We start from the raw sequence: 18,620 nt of genomic DNA, 5'->3' as shown, positions 1-18,620 counted from the left end.
ATTTTGTTCTCTACCCATTTCATTACTACTTTCGCTCCTCAATCATTTTGCGTGCTACTTCTCGATCGTCAAAATCGAATACTTTTTTACCAATAATTTGATAGGTCTCGTGCCCTTTTCCAGCAATGACAATAACATCATCTGCATGCGCTGTTTCCACTGCATAGCGAATAGCTTCTGCACGATCAGCAATCGTCACATAGTTATCTGTATCCAAACCTTCTTCCATATCTTTTAAAATAGCCAATGGATCTTCACTTCGTGGATTATCAGATGTCAAAATAGCTTGTGTACTGTATTCAGCTGCAATCCGAGCCATGATTGGTCGTTTTGTACGATCTCGATCTCCGCCACAACCAACAATAACATATATATTGCGTTTTGCGAATTCTTTTACAGTTTTTAACACGTTCTCTAAGCTGTCCGGCGTGTGGGCATAATCCACGATAACCGTAAAATCTTGCTGCGCATCAACCACTTCAAAACGCCCAGACACACCTTCTAACACTTTTATTTCCTCGACAATAACTGACAGAGGGAGACCAGATACTAAACATGCAGCCGTAGCCGCTAATACGTTGTAGACGCTAAATTTCCCAATAAGCTTCATTTCTACAGAAACCGTTTCTGTCGGTGTTGTCAAATCGAACGTTGTGCCGCTGTTTGTAATTTGAATATTCGTTGCACGAATATCACTTTCACGGTCAATACCGTACGTAATCACTGTAGCAGCCGTGTTTTTAATATATTCCTCGGTTGCCGCATCATCGACATTAAGAACAGCAAATTTAGGACGAGTATGGTTATAAGCATTTCCTAACTGTGCAAATAGCAACCCTTTCGCACGACGATAATCTTCCATTGTATGATGATAGTCGAGGTGATCTTGCGTTAAGTTACTAAATACCGCCACGTCAAAGTCGCACCCGTGTACGCGTCCTAAGTCAAGCGCGTGAGATGATACTTCCATCATCGCTACTTCTACATTCTCTTCCACCATTTGATTAAATGTTTTTTGAAGAGTCAGCGATTCAGGCGTTGTGTTTTTCACATCATAAGACGTATCACCAATACGAATTTCAATCGTTCCAATTAGACCCGTCTTTTTATGCTGTGATTTAAAGATATGCTCAATTAAATGTGTAATCGTTGTTTTTCCATTTGTGCCTGTTACACCAATTAAATGCATTTTTTGTGTGGGCTGATTGTAGAAAGCATCCGCCAGCACTGCCATTGCTCGCTTTGTACTCTTCACGCGTACAACGGGCACTTCTACATCCACAGGCTTTTCTGCTAAGATTGCTACTGCCCCTTTTTCCACAGCCATCTGTGCAAAGCTATGACCATCAACCGTATAGCCGTCTATACAAATGAACAATGCTCCGGGCTTAACTTCTCTTGAATCCATTTCAATTGACGTAATATCAATATTCTGTTCAGGAAGCTGAACAAAATCATGTAAATGTGTTAGTAGTTCTCGTAAATCCATTCCTACCATGTCCTCTCTATTTGTAAAGTGAAACGTTTGTTATAAGACGCTATGGCAACTATTCTTCTTTTTCTAGCACCTAACCTATTACATTTTACAGAAAAAGAAGCCCGGAGGGAACACCCCCAAGGCTTATTTGTTGATTTCATGTTCACACGCAGCGTAACCTGCTGATTATCATGCAAGGAAGAATAATAGTTTATAGAGATTTTTATTTTCCCATATAAATTCTAACCGTTTCGCCTTCTTTAACTTTCGTTCCGGCTGCAGGAGACTGCTTGACCACTTTATCTCCTTCGCCACTCACATCTAATTTTAAATTAAGTAGCTGTTCTTGTAACTCTTTTTTTGACATTCCTACGACATTTGGTACTTTTATCATTGGTGTGTCCAGCCACGTTAACTCTTTTTCAATTTGTCCTTTACGCGGTTTAACGTCCATCACACGCAAACTGTCTTCAATCATTTTACCTACAATCGGAGCTGCTACCACTCCACCAAACTGAATGGTGCCCTTTGGATTATCAACCGCAACATACACGACAATTTCAGGGTTATCTGCTGGTGCAACACCGATAAAAGAAACGATGTGATTATTTTTTAAATACTTTCCATTTTGAGCTTTCTGCGCCGTACCCGTCTTTCCTCCAACGCGGTACCCTTCCACAAAAGCTCCTTTTCCGCTTCCTTGCGCGACTACACTTTCAAGAGCAAAACGCACTTGCTTAGACGTTTCCTCGGAAATAACTTTTCGCTTAGCAACCGGTTTATGACTGCTTACAACTTTTCCGGTAGTTGGATCCACCCACTCTTTTGCAATATAAGGTTCATAAAGCGTTCCACCGTTTACGGCTGCTGAAACAGCAGCTACTTGTTGAATAGGAGTAACAGCAACCCCTTGCCCAAAAGCTGTTGTAGCTTGTTCAACCGGACCCACGCGCTCAAGCGGGAACAAAATTCCTTTTGCTTCCCCTTGTAAATCAATACCTGTTTTTTGACCAAAGCCAAATTCTTTAATGTATTTGAACAATTTCTCTTTTCCTAAACGTTCCCCAAGCTCCACAAAACCAGGGTTACATGAGTTCTGTACAACTTCTAAAAAAGACTGCTGTCCGTGTCCGCCTTTTTTCCAGCAGCGAAGTCTCGCTCCTCCAACTTCCGCGGCTCCATCATCGTAGAATTGATCTTTTAGTAAATCCACTTTCTTTTCTTCAAGAGCAGCTGCCAGTGTAATAATCTTAAACGTTGATCCGGGCTCATATACGCTCCAGATTGGAAGATTGCGATTATACACCTCAGGCTTCACATTTTTAAAATCCGTCGGATCAAAGCCCGGACGACTTGACATACCTAAAATTTCACCGTTTTTAGGATTCATGGCAATGGCAATCATACCATCTGGATTATAAGCTGTCTGAGCATTATCCAACTCACGCTCCATGATTGTTTGCACACGTGAATCAATGGTCAATCTCAAATCGAGCCCGTCCACAGGCGCTGTGTAGTCATCGGCTATATTGGGCATCTTTTTACCTTTAGCATCAGAATACAATTTAACTGAACCTTTTTGTCCTTTTAGCTCTTTATCATAATATAATTCAAGGCCCGTTAACCCTTGATTATCTACTCCCGCAAAGCCTAATACATGCGACAAATAACTTCCAAACGGATAGTACCGCTTCGAATCCTCAGCTATATATACGCCTTTTAAATTTAAATTTCGCACTTCATTTGCTTTCGCATGTGAAATTTTTCTTCCTTCAGGACGCAAATATACGCTAGAAGAAGCTTTTGTTATTTGTTCATATACTTTTTCTTTTGATGCTCCCAGCACTTTTGCTAACTTTTCAGCCGTAACAGCTGGATTTTCAACTTGTCTTGGCATAACTAAAACGGTCGGTGCACTTTTATTTGTAGCAAGTGCCACATCATTGCGATCTAGTATCTTTCCTCTTTCAGGTTCAAAAGGAATATTCCGACTCCATAAGTCTTTGGCTTTTTCAGTTAGCGTATCCCCAGTCAGCAACTGTACATATCCAAGCCTTGTATCAATAATCAAAAACACAATAAAACCGACAAACAAAACAATGGCTAGCCTTTTACGAACTGTGACTCCTGATACCCGCATATATTAGAACCTCCTCTGAATCGGCTCGTTCCAATATATGCTTGTACAGGATTCACTAGAACTTATTTTCTAGTCAAGTTGCTTATCGTCTTTTTTACTGTCAGATTCACTTTTTTCTGTTTCTTTTAACTTATTTAACGTGCTTGAAAATTCTTTAGGCGTTTCAAGTTCCACTTTCAGGTACGTTCCTGATTTTAGCGGATCTCCCGCTTTAATACTTTGACTTACAACATAACCATTTTCAAGTGCGCTAGGTCGAACGTTGACAAATTCACTAAAGCGAATAACGTCACGATGTGAAAAACCTGTTAGATCAGGCATTGTGGCTTTTCCGTTTGTCTTAATGAACACACGCTGTCCAGTAATAATTGTATCAGCAGTCGGTAATTGGCTTTCCACCGTATCTCCTTTACCTATTACAACAGGAATAAGGCCTTTTTGTTTTAAGTCTTTCACGGCACTATCAACTGATTCATTAACGTAAGATTTAAGCTTAATTTCTGAATCCACTTTCTTCTCTTCCGTTTCTTTCCCATCTTCATCCTTCTTAGTAGGCTCTACACCTAAGTACTGTAAACTATTCTTCATAACCGGATTAAATACAGCAACAAGGGGTTCACTCCCTGCCTCTTGGGGCTTGAGAGTCGGATTTTTAACGGCTACATAGACAAGCAGCTTTGGATCTTTTGCCGGTGCAAAGCCCATAAAGGAAATAAAGTTTTTCCCATGTCCATGCAGGTAACCTCCGTTGGGACCAGGAATTTGAGCTGTACCGGTTTTTCCAGCAACATCATACCCTTCAATCGCGTATGGTTTTCCTGTTCCATTCTCTGAAGAAACAACGGTTTCTAAAATACCTAGCGTCTCATTCGCTGCTTTTTTAGAAATTGGCTGTCCTACCACGGTAGGTTTCGTTTTTTTAATCGTTTTTTTATTTGTTTCATCGACTACTTGTTTAATCACATAAGGCTTCATCATCTTGCCGTCATTTGCAATCGCAGTAGCCGCTTGAATTTCTTGAATAGGCGTAAAAGCAGATGCCTGTCCAAACGCAGTAGTAACTCGATCTCTCGGGTACTTCGTTACTAATTTGCTGGAAGCTTCGTTTGGCAAGTCAATCCCCGTTTTATCCATAAATCCAAACTTATCTAAGTATTTATACAAACGATCGGTGCCCAGTTTTTCATTGGCCAAAATAGCGACCGCTACGTTTGAAGACCTTTGGATTCCTTCATTAAATGTAATAGCTCCCCAGCCGACCCCAGCGTTGTGATCGTTAATTGGAACGCTGTTTTTCGTTACTTTATAAGACCCAGACTGATAGCGGTCTTCCCCGTTATAAACGCCTGCATCAATCGCGGCTGCTAGCGTAAAGATTTTCATCGTTGAACCAAGCTCATAGCTGTTTTCAACAAACGGATTGCGATAAGAAGTGATATCACGAATATTTGGATCAAATGAAGGTCGGTTTGACATCGCCAAAATTTCACCAGTTTTCGGATTTACTACCGTTGCCATTAGCTCTTCTGGTTTGTACTCTTTAGCTGCTGTTGTCATCGCATCTTCTAAGAACGTCTGAATTTTTTCATCAATCGTAAGCGTAACGCTGTCTCCATTTTTAGGAGCTACAATTGACTCTTTTGGATCCGGAAGCTTAATTCCGTTTTTAGCAGCTTCGTATTTCACATATCCATCTTCTTCAGAAAGCTGCTTATCAAATACTTTTTCAATTCCCATTTTCCCTACGATTTTGCCCGTATCATCCTTTTGTGCATATCCTAAAATACTTGAGGCAAATACACCGTTTGGATAGAAGCGCTTCGAATCGCGTAAAAACGTGATGCCCGGGAGATTTAGCTTCTCAATTTTTTGCTTTAGCACGTTATCAATATCACGTCCGCCTGGGCCAAGTTCTACTTGGAATGCCTTCCTTTTAATTCCTCTCGTTAACATGCTTTCAATTTTTGATTCGTCCATATTCAGTAGCGGCGCTAGCTTTTCAGCTGTCTTTTCAGGGTCTACCACGTGCTGTGGATGTTTTTTATCTTCTGACTGCGACTCCTTCAAAATCGCCACAACCGTATAAGCACCCGTGTCTTGGGCGATTGCTTCTCCATTTCGATCGTAAATCGTACCGCGCTGTCCTTCAATTTTGGACGTTCGCGTATGCTGTTTTTGTGCAATTTCGGCTAAAACCTCTCCATTTGCTTTACCCGTCGCTTGGATGTAAAAGAACCTGATGGCTAATACAAAAAAGAGCAATGCAAATATTAAAATTAATATTGCTGCTCCTGTACTAATATTGCTATTTTTTCTTGGCGTAGTCATCGCAATTAATCGTTAACGACTTTTACGTTATTTTCATTCAATTTTAGTCCAAGTTCTTTTGCTTTTGTCCAAATACGATCGTATGCACTTAACTCTGTTACCTGTAATTTTAACTCATTGTTTTTTGCTTCTTGCTTGTCAATCTTTCCATCGAGTGATTGCACTTCTTCACTGATGCTATAAAGCGAAGATTGATTTGAAATGATTTGCACAGACCCAAACAGCATGAGTGCGACAAACCCAGAATACACAATTTTTTCACCAACCGTGATTTTTCTTTTTGTCTTTCGAACAACTTGACGTACCGTCTTTTGCTGCTTCTGCTGCTGGTCTTGCTCTCTTACTTTGTATGCTGCATTGTTCATTCTCGTCCCCTCCTCTTTGATTAAACCCTTTTATTAGACTAATTTCTCAACAATTCGAAGCTTTGCCGAACGCGCGCGCTTATTTTCTTCTACCTCTTCTTCTGAAGGTAAAATAGGTTTTCTTGTAATGACTTTCATTTTAGGTTTAAATTCTTCTGGAATAACCGGCAGTCCATGAGGAAGCTGCGGAACCGTGCTTGCATTTTTAAACGCTACTTTACAAATTCGGTCTTCAAGTGAATGGAAGGTAATAACACTTACACGTCCACCTTTTTTGATTACATCCATGGCCTGTTCAATTGCATCTTCAAATACTTGAAGCTCATCATTTACAGCAATTCGAATAGCCTGGAAAATCCGTTTTGCCGGATGTCCACCCGTTCGTCTAGCTGGCGCTGGAATACCATCTTTAATAAGATCAACCAGCTCTAGCGTTGTTTCAATTGGTTTAGACTCTCGATATGCCTCAATTTTGCGGGCAATTTGTTTCGAAAACTTTTCTTCTCCATATTGGAAAAAGATTTTTACAAGTTTTTCATAAGGCCATTCATTTACTACGTTGTACGCAGAAAACTTTGAGTTTTGATCCATGCGCATATCAAGCGGGGCCTCATGATGAAAGCTGAACCCTCGCTCTGGTGTATCCAACTGAGGAGACGAGACGCCTAGGTCAAACAATACTCCATCTACTTCTTCAATTCCATGTTTCATTAGCTGCTCTTTTAAATAGCGAAAATTACTTTTGATTAGAATAACTCTGTCTAGATACGGGGCTAATTTTTCTTTTGCATTTTCAAGAGCAACATCGTCTTGATCAAACGCAATTAATTTCCCTTTTTCTGATAGCTGTTTTACGATATATTCACTATGACCTGCTCCGCCAAGCGTGCAGTCGACATATACTCCATCCGGCTTAATATTTAAGCCTTCCGCTGCTTCTTTAAGCAAAACAGTTGTGTGATTAAACATTATGACACCTACTTCTTTCTAAACTACTTAGTTATGTATACAAAAAGCAAAAAACGGTGTTTTTCTTTGATATATATACACGTTTATATTATATATCAAAGTTCAACATTATTTCAGCTATTTATATAAGAATTAAGTAGAATTTTGTCTTTTTGTCACAAATAGTGTCATTTTGTTAAAAGTAGGACATATTCGTAGAATAAAATGTAAGGAATATAAGGTTTTTTTGTGTAATTAGAAATAAATACCTTATAAGGATTCAATTGGCTGACATTCACCTTGTAAACTTGTTCTCTTTTCCAAAATAAAAATCCTGCTTTTCAGCAGGATTTTATTAGACATAGCAGACTTTTAACTGGTGATTTAATTCGACTTCAGCACTTAGTAAATCTGACACAAATTGCATACCATAGCCGTTTAAATAATACATAATATTCCACATGCGTTCTTGTGGAGCATTGTAGGGACGAAGAGCAAGTTCAATTTGAGCATATTTTGAATGCTTCACATCGTGCTTAATGAGCTGTTTGGATTCGACAATCTTTTGAATGGTTTCAAACTGCTTTTGAATAATCGCTCGATTTTTAAGCATGACTTCATCAAATGTTTTGTCTTCTTTTTGAATATTTTCACGAAGAGTTTTATGAATTTTTTCAAAATCTTCTTTCGCTTTTTCAAAATACATTTCGTACGGGTTGTGAACTTCTGTCTTAAGCCAGTGCTCCCTCTCTGCATCTACGCCTTTGTTAATGACATTCGAAAGGTCTAACTGAAGTTCATCCATATACTTCTCGATATGTCTTTCTACGATTGCATAGGATAACCTCGGAACCACGGGAGGCATTTTAAAGCTAAATAAAGAAAATGCTTTTTCAAGCTCTGCCCAATACGCTACTTCCCCTGGACCTGCAATAAACGCAAGGGTAGGAAGTAAGTACTCCTGCATAAGGGGTCTAGTCACAACGTTATTACTAAGAAGCTCTGGCGTTTGTTTAGCAATTTGAACCAGCTCTTCTTTAGACAGCGCGAGTTCATTTTGCTTTCCAACAAACTGCTCTTGCTCTGCGTCTCTTTCTAAAAGTACTCTGTTTTCGTTGTGTGAATAAAAGAGATGGGCCGTTTCTTCTCCCACTTCAATCATTCGTCCGTATTGTTTTTGAATCTCTGTTTGCTGTTCCATAACGGCTGACGATAATTTGTCATTTTGTTCAATTAACGTCACAAAGAAAGAAGATTCAATGCTGCGCACTTCTTTAGAAGCTGCATCCATTAAAATAAGACCTGACTCTGCAAACAATGTGGTAACCAAATGAGCAAAGAAATCGACATAGGTACGTGATTTATCTAACGCCTCTAAAACAAAGTGTAACACCTGATTTGTATGCGCCGTTTCGTTAAACGTTTGAAAAACATCACGAACCCAGCTTCTACAGGCTTCATGATCTAATTCGATTTGAGAAACCATTTGCTTTTTCTTTAAAGAATGCTTTAACGTTTTCTTTAAAAGCTGGTTTTTATGCTCTGTGTATACATGGTTGATCTCAGCAAAATCATGATCTTCTCCAGCAATCCAAAATACCGGAAGCACGGGCACGTTTAGAGCTGCCTCTTGTTGTTTAGCTAGCAGCACAATTGAAATCACTTTATGAATGGTGTACAAAGGACCCGTAAGCAGCCCCGCTTGCTGACCTCCAACGACCACTACGCTGTTAGGATCTTTTAGCTTTTCAATATTTTCAATCGTCTTAGAAGATGCTCCGTAGCGCTTATTAAAATCAAGCAGATACTCAGCAAGCTGTTCTCTTGGATAAGACTGCTTTTGAACGTCCGCTAAACGTTTTTCATATACGTCTTTTTCGTGTATATTATAATGAAAAAAGGAAAGTGCTTGCTTTTCACCTTTTATGTAATCGTTCGTTAGTTTGTTTCCCGCCTTTAAAGAGACGTCTGTAATCTCCATGAAAGAACTTCCTTTCTTTTCCTAATACTTATATTCTCTACATATAGCTTCATTATCCATAATGTAACTGCTCACGTCTAGTAACATGCTTTACAGAGAGGAAATACGAAAAGCGATTCCACCTATATTTAACACAATATGTGCAATAAGAAACAAAACGAAATTCATCCGAAAGAACCCTTTCGCAATAAGCTTCATTTCTAAGTCATGTTTGACTTTCCAATGTACAAACATCATAATCATTGCCACAACTAAAAGGACTAACGCAATCAACCACAAAAAAGAGTGCCCGAAAATTTCCACAGCTGCATAATGCACGGACAAAATAAGAAAAACCGTAGTAATGTACGTTGCTATGTGGACAGATTTCCTTTTATTTTTCGTCAGTTTGCGTAAAAGCATGTATAGAATAAAAAAACCGACGAGCGGCAGAGTGACAAACGTCGCAAAAACGCCAGCAATAAAACTTCCCATGTTACTCACCCTTTTCTTCTTCGATTCCTTTTATTGACCTATATAAAAAGTCAACAATAGGCGTCGACGTTCTTTTTTCAGCAGCTTGTGTTTGGATATAACCTAAGATAGCATCAATCTCGGTTTGCCGCCCCTCCTGTATATCTTTTAGCATAGAAGATTGATTGGTACTCGTGCGCGAACAAACCCCCAGCGCATTTTCCCAATAATTAAAAGCTGAATCTAGTTTTAATACATCCGCAATCTCTTCAAACAATAGACGCATCGTTTTATAAAAATAGCTGTTGTGAATCAGCTGCCCATTTTTCACGCGATACAGCGCCGTAAGAGGATTAATGAGCGCATTTACAACTAATTTCTTCACCAGCATCGCATACCAATCTTTTTCAATTACCCAAGGAAAATTCACAATTGGTAAGATAGACTCCATTTCTCCTCTGTACGAAGCAATACGGGTTGTTCCTATTCCTGTATGATGGACGCTATCCATATTTGTACGCATTGCCCCATGTTCAACTGTACCCAAATAGAGAGTGCGCTGCGGGAGGTTTTTGAGAATTTCAATATGGCTCATACCGTTTTGGATAAACAAAAGGGGAGTATGTATAGTAAGGGTTTTAATAAAAGGAATAATCTCTTTTAAATGATACTGTTTTACAGTAATAATGATTAAATCTGCTTCTTTTATGTTTTTTTCCAGAGGGATAGCACTGACTTTTTTCGTGTGATGTTCCCCTTGTCTATGTAAGGTAATTCCATTTTCGTTAATACACTTTGCTTGAGTTGGTGTTTTCGTGTACAAGGTTACATCATAACAATCTGATAAATACGCGCTAAACAACAGACCTAATGATCCGCCTCCAATAATACCTATAGTTTTCATCGTATTTTTTGTTCCTCTTTCTATTATTGAGTTTCATTTTAGCAAAAAAATGCTTTGAATTAAATGCATTCTTTAAATTTTACCTATTCATATAGCCCGTGTGATTAAAAATCACCGGGCTTATTGTAAATTATTTAGAGTGATCCCGTTTTTTTCTATTATACGGGATACACCGGATGTTTACGACGGCTAAAGGTCACATTCTTTGTTTCATATAAGCGAAAGCGGTCAATTAACGTTCGACGCAGTTCGTTAGCAGGAACGATGTCGTCAATAATAAGTTCAGATGCCAGCGTATAGATATCGATGTGTTCTTTATACTCTTGCTGTTTCTGTTTAACAAACATGAACCGCTCTTTCGGATCTTCAATTTCATTAATTTTATTAGAATAGACGGCATTTACTGCAGCTTCAGGACCCATTACGGCAATTTGAGCAGTAGGCAATGCAATGCAGCAATCTGGTTCAAAAGCCGGACCAGCCATAGCGTAAAGCCCTGCGCCATAAGCTTTACGCATGACTACGGAAATTTTAGGAACTGTAGCTGAACTCATCGCTGCAATCAATTTTGCTCCATGTCTAATGATGCCTGCTCTTTCTACTTTAGTCCCAATCATAAATCCAGGTACATCCGCTAAAAATAGCAAAGGAATATGGAAGGCATCGCACAGTTGAATAAATTTTGCGCCTTTATCTGCTGAATCTACAAACAGCACTCCCCCTTTAACTTTTGGCTGATTAGCAACAATCCCTACTACTTTTCCATCTATTCGTGCAAGCCCTGTTACCAATTCGGCGGCAAACAGTTTTTTTATTTCAAAAAAGCTCCCCTCGTCAATAAGGGTATCAATTGCTTCATAGATATCAAATGGAACATTTTGATTCTCCGGAATTAGTTCTACTAAATCTTTTGTCTGCTTAGGCTCTTTAGCTTTTTGTACTTTAGGCTTCTCTTGATAGTTTTGTGGAAAGTACGTTAAATAAGATTTGGCATACGAAATAGCTTCTTCTTCAGAATAAGCCAGCACATCCCCGCACCCGCTAACGCTGCAGTGCATATGTGCTCCTCCCATTTCTTCTAGCGTAACCTTTTCTCCAATAACGGCTTCGGCCATACGCGGCGACCCTAAGTACATAGAAGCGTTCCCATCTACCATCACAACAATATCACAAAATGCAGGGATATAAGCCCCTCCAGCTGCTGACGGACCGAAAAGCAAACAAATTTGAGGAATGACGCCGGAAAGTTTTACTTGATTGTGAAAGATCCTTCCAGCTCCTCGGCGGTTTGGAAACATATCTAATTGATCCGTAATACGCGCTCCAGCAGAATCCACTAGGTACAGTAAAGGCACATGCAGTTTTTCTGCAACTTCTTGAATCCGAATAATTTTTTCTACTGTTCTAGCTCCCCAAGACCCTGCTTTTACAGTAGAATCATTAGCCATTACACAAACCGTTTCATCGTTTACTTTTCCAATCGCAGTTACAACACCGTCTGCCGGCAACCCTTCGGCTTTATTATTTGCAAACATGCCGTCTTCTTCATATTTCCCGTCATCGAATAAAAGGGCTAAACGATCTCTTACAAAAAGCTTCTGTTGTTTTGCAAGTTTCTCTTTATACTTCTCGGCGTTGCCACGCTCTACTTTTTGACGATTTTCATCATATTTTTTCTGAGATTCACCTGTATGTATCATGATATCTCCCCTTTATGAGTTATGAAATAGTCACCAAAACGTCGCCTTCGTTCACAAAATCCCCCACGGCTATATGGACAGTCTCTGCAATACCAGCTTGATCGCTTTCAATAGGAATTTCCATTTTCATAGATTCTAATACAACAACAACTTCTCCTTTAGTTACACTTGCTCCTTGCTGAACAAACACATTAAATACCATGCCTGCCATTGTCGCTTTGATTTCACTCATTGTGGTGCTCCTCCTTTATTTAATACTGTTGATAATAACGATGTGTTATAGGTGCCCTTTTCATATAACTCTTCATTTAACAACTGCTTAAATAGAGGAATATTTGTTTTGATTCCCTCTACAACAGCTTCTGTAAAATATGATTTAGCTAGTTCAATTGCATTTGAACGCGTACGACCAGTAATGATAACCTTTGCAATCATTGGATCATAAAAAGGTGTAACCGCATTCATATCACTGTAGCCGCTATCTACGCGCGCGTAGGTTCGCTCCGGCAAGTGATAACCCGTAATTTTCCCCGGAGCCGGTAAAAAAGTAAACGGATCTTCTGCATAAATTCGAAATTCAATGGCGTAGTTATTTGCTGCTATTTCCTCTTGCATACGAGGAAGCTTTTCACCGCGCGCAGCTAAGATCTGCCACTTAACTAAATCGACCCCTGCAATTTGCTCGGTGATCGGATGCTCAACTTGCAGCCGCGTGTTCATTTCAAGAAAATAAAAATTTTCGTCTTCATCCACGATAAACTCCACCGTACCCGCATTATAATAGCCGATTGCTTTAGCCGCTTGAACGGCTTGGTTTTGCATGGCTTGTCGCGTACTTTCTTTTAAAGAAAGCGCAGGGGCTTCTTCAATCACTTTTTGATTTCTTCTTTGTACAGAACAATCGCGTTCAAAAAGATGAACGACATTACCATGCTGATCTCCAAAGACCTGTACCTCGATATGTTTTGCGTTTGTTATAAGCTTTTCAATAAACATTCCTTCATGACCAAAATATGCTTTTGCTCTTGCTTTTGTTGAGGCATATACTTGTTTTACTGCTTCTTCGTTATCGCAGCGCACCATTCCAATTCCTCCGCCGCCTCCGCTTGCTTTTAACATAACGGGATATCCAATTACCCCCGCTACTTTACAAGCCTCTTCAACCGACGTCACATCACCTTCGCTGCCGGGGACAACAGGTACACCCGCTTCTTTCATCGCAGCGCGGGCAGCAATTTTGTCGCCCATCATCGAAATGATTTCGGGAGAAGGACCGATAAAACAAAAACCTTCATCAATCGCTCTTTTAGCAAATGCACTATTTTCCGATAAAAATCCATATCCAGGATGAATGGCGTCTACTTTTTCTTCATGACTAATTCTAAGCAGCTCTTCCACATTCAAATATGACTTTTGCACAGGAGGCTCTCCAATTCGACGTGCTTTTGTAGCCGCTTGAACATAAGGAAGTTCTGCATCTGCATCGGAATAGACAGCCACCGTTTCAATGCCCATTTGTTTGCATGTATGAATAATACGAAGAGCAATTTCTCCTCGATTTGCAATCAGTATTTTTTTCACCTTTCTCTCCCCTTTCCTCAAATTTCTACTTTCCCCCATATAATTCTACAATAATTTTAAAACTCCTCTACAATTTTTGAAAACGCTTTCTATTTGAATTCTGTTTCCCTTTTGCCTCCTTTCTAAAAAGTGATGTTTATAGTAATGTATTCTTCGTATTTAACCGAAAGAATTCATTTTTCTTTGTGCGCATTGAATATTCGTTTACCAATCATGAAAACAGAATATTTTGTATTTTTGTTATATAATATTAGATGAACGAACCAATCCAGTTCGTTCATCTAGCAAGGAGACATAACAAGGGGGATATGGGATGAATTACGAAGTGAAGCATTTAAAAATTAATTTTAAAACGCTAGAAGAGTTCAAGAAATTCAAAGAATATGGCATTCAAGAACTTTCAATGCTAGAAGAATTACATGCCAAGATTTCCGATAATGAAATAAATTCTCCGTTTTACGGCATTTATTTTGGAAATAGCTTAGTGGCTCGCATGAGTCTCTATAAACGAAACAAACAGTACGATCAATATTTCGAGCCGCCTCAAACGTATATTGAAGTGTGGAAACTTGAAGTGCTCAGCGATTTTCAGCGCAAAGGATTAGGTCAAACGCTCGTTGAATATGCCAAATCCTTTCAATTACCTATAAAAACAAGCCCGCGAGTAAAATCGAGTGATTTTTGGTCAAAAATGGGGTTCGTACCTGTAACGTATGATATCGATCGTGATTTGGGAGAAAACCCTCTTATTTGGCTACCAAACGGTGTAAGCGAACAAAAATAAACAGCTGATTTCCAGCTGTTTATTTTATATCTATGTGGTATATATGATTAACATGAAGTAGGGAGCATTCAAGCTATCGCTTTACTTTTGAACTTTTTCTAAATTTAAATTTTTATCCACTTGAAATTTCACTTTTCTACTTTTTTCATCCTCTTTTAATACAACCATTTTACGAGCCCTCTCCATAATTTCAATAAGAGCTTTATAGTCATCTTCCACAATTAACAAATTGTTTTGCAAAGCTTTTTTTTCTTTTTCCAAAATCGTTACTTTCTCTTGTAAACGTTCAATCTTTTGCTGCAGTTCTTCATTAGCTTCGAGAAGCTCCGACGAGTGTTTTTGCCCTTGATCTACATTTTCTAAATACTTAATTACCTCATTAAGCGAAATATGTTTCTCTGCTTCCATATATGATAAGCGTGCAGGCTGCTCGTCGTCTTTTGAAACAGTTCTTGCTTTTAATTCTTTTCTCTGTTTTTTCGCAAGGTCAATACCAGTCTTGTATTGTTTGCGCACAAAAGAATTCCAGCGGAAGCCACAAGCTGCTGATGTTCGTGTAAGTTTCTTCCCCACTTCTTCAAATGCAGCTAGCTGAGTGCCACCTTCACGTATATGACGCAGTACAATTTCTGCGAGTAATAAATCTTCATCATGAGTCCATGCATCTTGACGAGAAGAAGTCATTTTTCTATCCCTCCTTATCCGTACTTATTAAATGAATATGCACCTACTAGATAAGATAGACTATTGTTCCTCTTCTCAATCAAGAAAATCTTTCATATACTTTGAAGCAAAATGGGAAATCCGTGATTCTTTCATCTTTTGCTTATTAACTATATTGCTATGGAAATGCAGTTCATAACTATGTTTTTTTAACGATGACCTTTTGAACCGCTTCTTCATGCTCAGGCGATTCCCACAATATCGAACAGCGATGAATTTCTTGTTCCATTCGATTCCAAACCCGGCTTTGCTCCCATTTCTCAATAGCGATTTCTTTGTAAGCTTGCAATACTTGGGTCGATTTATGAGTAATAGGAGCTAACCACTCCTCACACCTCATAGTTAGCTCTTTAAACGACGTAACATAGGAAAGAAATCCAATTTGCTTTGCTCGTTCTACTCCATACAGCTGAGCACTGTAGATCATTTCCATCGCTTCTTGATACCGCAGCTTTTCAAGAAGAATGGTTCCTCCTCCCCAGCCTGTTGTAATTCCTAAATTCCCTTGAATAAAGCCCATTTCGCTATGTGTTGCACTTATACGGAAGTCACATGCAATCGCAAGCTCACACCCCCCCCCAACCGATGTTCCATTCAAAAGGGCAACTGTTGGTTTTGGGAGCGTTAAAATTTCATAAAGAATTCTCCCCATTTTCGTTAACATTTGAGACGCCTCTTTCGAAGTCTTTAGCTCATGAAATACGCTTAAATCTCCTCCACTGCAAAATGCGTCTGAACCAGCACCTGTAATTACAAAAGCTTTTACTAACTGATTATGTTTCACATAATCTACAGCTTGCTGCAGTTCATTCATCACATCATAATCAATGGCATTACGCTTTTCAGGGCGATTAATCACAAATGTAGCAATGCCTTGGCTTGTAGTAAACAGCTCGCTTTTTTTCATGCTTTTTCCTCCTTATGGACAAGGTATGAATCCTTTTACAACAGTAATTGTTTATTTAAAAAGAGTTCTTGTTCTATAAGAAAAATCCTTCTCTTCCAAAGGGCAGAGAAGGAAAAAAGGCAAAAAAAATAAAAGACCCTTTAAGAGGGTCTTTTATTTAAATAAGCAATTATTTGCTTACTACGTCATTTCCTTTGTAAGTACCACAAGCTTTACATACGCGGTGTGATAGTTTCATTTCACCACAATTTGGGCACTCTACCATACCAGGAACTTGTAATTTAAAGTGCGTACGACGCGTTCTTTTCTTCATTTTAGATGTTCTTCTAAAAGGTACAGCCATTATTCCCACCTCCTTAAAAGAATTTTAAAATCATATGAAGGCCCGAAAGCCGGATCTTCGCATTTTTATTTCTTTTTGTCTTTAAAGAAATTTTCGAGTACGGCTAAGCGGGGATCTACTTTTTCCTGCTGTTCTTCTTCGGTAACAACTTCCCAGTCTTTTCCTGACTGTGGAGCTGCTCCTGCCGCTTGCTGATTTTCACTAAATACCTGCAGAGGAATTTCAACAATAATTAACTCTTGAATCAAAGGTTGTAAATCAACCGTTTCTCCCTCTACAATGCGTACTTCAGCATCTTCTTCATAATCAGCATTCACATTCAATAAAAACGTTTCAGTTGCGTTAATTTCAAACGGATACGGAACGTCAACTAATGTACGAGCACAAGGCAACGTCATTTCTCCTGAAATTTTAAGGTGAAACGTTACTTTCGAAGAGCTAATGTCGGCTCTTCCTTTCACGTTTACATCTGACATTCTACGAATTTGAGGATCAGCATTCATAAACTCTTTGCCGTCAATCACTTCGTCAAATGTTAGACCTTTATTTTGCAGCTGATACAATTGATGTATTGTCCATTTCATTGTTAATCACCTCAAGGCAACAAAGGTTATTATAGCTTTCACAAGATTATTTGTCAATATTTTTTCTTTACACTATAATGTACTTAAATATGCTTTTTTGTAAAAATTTCTTACTTTCATAAAAAAATGTTTTTAAAACAAAGAGCTAGACTAAAAATAATAAATTAAAAGGAGACATTATGCAAGCAGTTGGAATAATTGTCGAATATAATCCTTTTCATAACGGACACGCTTATCATTTGCAGCAAGCCAAACAACAAACCGGAGCAGATTGTGTGATTGCTGTGATGAGCGGGCACTTTTTGCAGCGCGGAGAGCCTGCTCTTGTATCGAAATGGTCCCGCACAAGAATGGCTTTAGCCGCTGGTGCAGACTTAGTCGTTGAATTACCCTATGCTTTTTCTACTCAAAAAGCTGAAACATTCGCAAGCGGCGCTATTTCTATTTTGGAATCCCTTCACGCTGACTTTGTATGCTTTGGCAGCGAAAATGGCAATATTGACTCATTTACCCGCACCGCTGATTTGCTCGAAGCTCATGAATCAGAACTATCTGCCTTAATTCAACAAGAGATGAAAAAAGGAAACAGTTATCCAAAATCAGCTTCCAATGCTTTCTTACAGCTTTTCACGGAGGCTCCTATTGATCTATCTCAGCCAAATAATGTGCTTGGAATGAGCTATGTAGCTGCCATAAAAAAACAGCATGCATCTATTAAACCATATACAATCACTCGAATTCAATCACATTATCACGATGATTCCCTGTCTTCCTCTTTTATTTCAAGCGCTACAAGCATACGTAAAGCTATTTTTGACAGCAGCAGCAATGGGGACCTGGGCAAGCATATGCCAGTTAGTACAGCAAACGAATTAGCAGCTTACAAACAAGCACACGGACAGTTTCATCATTGGGAGCACTATTTCCCATTTTTGAAATACAAACTATTAACTACTCCACTTTATGACTTACAGCGTATTTATGAAATAGAAGAAGGTATTGAACATCGACTGCTATCTTATATTTCTTCATCTACTTCATTTGAAGATTTTTTAACAAATGTTAAAACGAAGCGATATACGAGAACCCGTTTACAGCGCATGTGCGTTCACCTTTTAACCAATACAACAAAAAGTGAGATGCAACAAGCTGATCCTTATATTCGCTTATTGGGAATGTCAAAGACCGGACAAGCCTATTTAAAAACAATTAAGAAAAAGCTGTCCCTTCCTATTGTATCCACTGTATCGCAATGTAAACTGAAAGAAATTGATACCGATATTAAAGCGACACATGTTTATAGTATGCCGTTTCAGGAGCCTCTGCGCTCTCAGTTTATGAAACAAGAATATACGCAGCCTCCTATCATTTGGCCATAAAAAAATCGTCTGCAAGAGACGAT

Annotated in this window: 17 protein-coding genes; 2 read left to right on the top strand and 15 right to left on the bottom strand. The window is 38.9% G+C overall.

Features of this window, described 5'->3' with window-relative positions; genetic code table 11:
- Nucleotides 1-25: 25 nt before the first annotated feature.
- The 11 genes from ACRPLQ_RS01190 to ACRPLQ_RS01140 all read right to left on the bottom strand — a co-directional run bounded on the left by ACRPLQ_RS01190 (nt 26) and on the right by ACRPLQ_RS01140 (nt 13,877).
- Nucleotides 26-1,489: a UDP-N-acetylmuramoyl-L-alanyl-D-glutamate--2,6-diaminopimelate ligase gene (locus tag ACRPLQ_RS01190; RefSeq protein ID WP_028411475.1), complete on the bottom strand. Its 1,464-nt coding sequence runs from the start codon at nt 1,487-1,489 to the stop codon at nt 26-28.
- Nucleotides 1,490-1,700: 211 nt separating this feature from the next.
- Entirely contained in the window at nt 1,701-3,617 is a 1,917-nt protein-coding gene (locus ACRPLQ_RS01185; protein ID WP_013084856.1) for a stage V sporulation protein D, read from the bottom strand.
- 69 nt (nt 3,618-3,686) lie between these two features.
- Nucleotides 3,687-5,945: a penicillin-binding protein gene (locus ACRPLQ_RS01180; RefSeq protein WP_165635174.1), complete on the bottom strand. Its 2,259-nt coding sequence runs from the start codon at nt 5,943-5,945 to the stop codon at nt 3,687-3,689.
- A gap of 5 nt (nt 5,946-5,950) precedes the next feature.
- On the bottom strand, nt 5,951-6,310 hold the full coding sequence (ftsL, locus tag ACRPLQ_RS01175) for a cell division protein FtsL (RefSeq protein WP_028410764.1): 360 nt from the start codon (nt 6,308-6,310) through the stop codon (nt 5,951-5,953).
- A 33-nt stretch (nt 6,311-6,343) separates the two neighbouring features.
- On the bottom strand, nt 6,344-7,279 hold the full coding sequence (gene rsmH, locus ACRPLQ_RS01170) for a 16S rRNA (cytosine(1402)-N(4))-methyltransferase RsmH (RefSeq protein WP_028411477.1): 936 nt from the start codon (nt 7,277-7,279) through the stop codon (nt 6,344-6,346).
- A 334-nt stretch (nt 7,280-7,613) separates the two neighbouring features.
- Complete coding sequence (gene bshC, locus ACRPLQ_RS01165; RefSeq protein WP_063248567.1) at nt 7,614-9,239, bottom strand: bacillithiol biosynthesis cysteine-adding enzyme BshC; 1,626 nt, start codon at nt 9,237-9,239, stop codon at nt 7,614-7,616.
- 90 nt (nt 9,240-9,329) lie between these two features.
- Nucleotides 9,330-9,713: a DUF3397 domain-containing protein gene (locus ACRPLQ_RS01160; protein ID WP_013058968.1), complete on the bottom strand. Its 384-nt coding sequence runs from the start codon at nt 9,711-9,713 to the stop codon at nt 9,330-9,332.
- 1 nt (nt 9,714) lies between these two features.
- Nucleotides 9,715-10,596 (bottom strand): 2-dehydropantoate 2-reductase, encoded by an 882-nt coding sequence (locus ACRPLQ_RS01155; protein ID WP_034265299.1) that lies wholly within the window; start codon nt 10,594-10,596, stop codon nt 9,715-9,717.
- 158 nt (nt 10,597-10,754) lie between these two features.
- Complete coding sequence (locus ACRPLQ_RS01150) at nt 10,755-12,296, bottom strand: acyl-CoA carboxylase subunit beta (protein WP_165635173.1); 1,542 nt, start codon at nt 12,294-12,296, stop codon at nt 10,755-10,757.
- 19 nt (nt 12,297-12,315) lie between these two features.
- Nucleotides 12,316-12,528: a biotin/lipoyl-containing protein gene (locus ACRPLQ_RS01145; protein WP_033579761.1), complete on the bottom strand. Its 213-nt coding sequence runs from the start codon at nt 12,526-12,528 to the stop codon at nt 12,316-12,318.
- Nucleotides 12,525-13,877 (bottom strand): acetyl-CoA carboxylase biotin carboxylase subunit, encoded by a 1,353-nt coding sequence (locus ACRPLQ_RS01140; RefSeq protein WP_033579760.1) that lies wholly within the window; start codon nt 13,875-13,877, stop codon nt 12,525-12,527. The genes ACRPLQ_RS01145 and ACRPLQ_RS01140 overlap by 4 nt, the downstream gene beginning before the upstream one ends.
- A 313-nt stretch (nt 13,878-14,190) precedes the next feature.
- On the opposite strand from ACRPLQ_RS01140, the gene ACRPLQ_RS01135 reads away from it, so the two are divergent.
- Nucleotides 14,191-14,661 (top strand): N-acetyltransferase, encoded by a 471-nt coding sequence (locus tag ACRPLQ_RS01135; RefSeq protein WP_013058973.1) that lies wholly within the window; start codon nt 14,191-14,193, stop codon nt 14,659-14,661.
- An 81-nt stretch (nt 14,662-14,742) separates the two neighbouring features.
- Here the strand turns inward: ACRPLQ_RS01135 and ACRPLQ_RS01130 are convergent, their stop codons facing one another.
- The 4 genes from ACRPLQ_RS01130 to ACRPLQ_RS01115 form a co-directional block, all read right to left on the bottom strand.
- Nucleotides 14,743-15,345 carry an RsfA family transcriptional regulator gene (locus ACRPLQ_RS01130; RefSeq protein WP_028411482.1) on the bottom strand — a complete coding sequence of 201 codons (603 nt, stop codon included), beginning with the start codon at nt 15,343-15,345 and terminating at the stop codon, nt 14,743-14,745.
- Nucleotides 15,346-15,523: 178 nt separating this feature from the next.
- Nucleotides 15,524-16,291 (bottom strand): enoyl-CoA hydratase/isomerase family protein, encoded by a 768-nt coding sequence (locus ACRPLQ_RS01125; protein WP_028411483.1) that lies wholly within the window; start codon nt 16,289-16,291, stop codon nt 15,524-15,526.
- Nucleotides 16,292-16,460: 169 nt separating this feature from the next.
- Nucleotides 16,461-16,634: a 50S ribosomal protein L32 gene (gene rpmF, locus ACRPLQ_RS01120; protein ID WP_013058976.1), complete on the bottom strand. Its 174-nt coding sequence runs from the start codon at nt 16,632-16,634 to the stop codon at nt 16,461-16,463.
- A 65-nt stretch (nt 16,635-16,699) separates the two neighbouring features.
- Nucleotides 16,700-17,218 (bottom strand): YceD family protein, encoded by a 519-nt coding sequence (locus ACRPLQ_RS01115; RefSeq protein ID WP_014458367.1) that lies wholly within the window; start codon nt 17,216-17,218, stop codon nt 16,700-16,702.
- A 179-nt stretch (nt 17,219-17,397) separates the two neighbouring features.
- Here ACRPLQ_RS01115 and ACRPLQ_RS01110 point away from each other — a divergent pair, with 179 nt between their 5' ends.
- Nucleotides 17,398-18,597, top strand: coding sequence for a nucleotidyltransferase (locus ACRPLQ_RS01110; protein ID WP_165635171.1), 1,200 nt, complete (start codon nt 17,398-17,400; stop codon nt 18,595-18,597).
- Nucleotides 18,598-18,620 lie beyond the last annotated feature (23 nt).

This window comes from Priestia sp. TRN 1309 (assembly GCF_050846875.1).
Taxonomy (GTDB): domain Bacteria; phylum Bacillota; class Bacilli; order Bacillales; family Bacillaceae_H; genus Priestia; species Priestia zanthoxyli.
The sequence above is the reverse complement of the archived record's forward strand: the minus strand, read 5'-3'. Positions and strand labels throughout refer to the sequence as shown.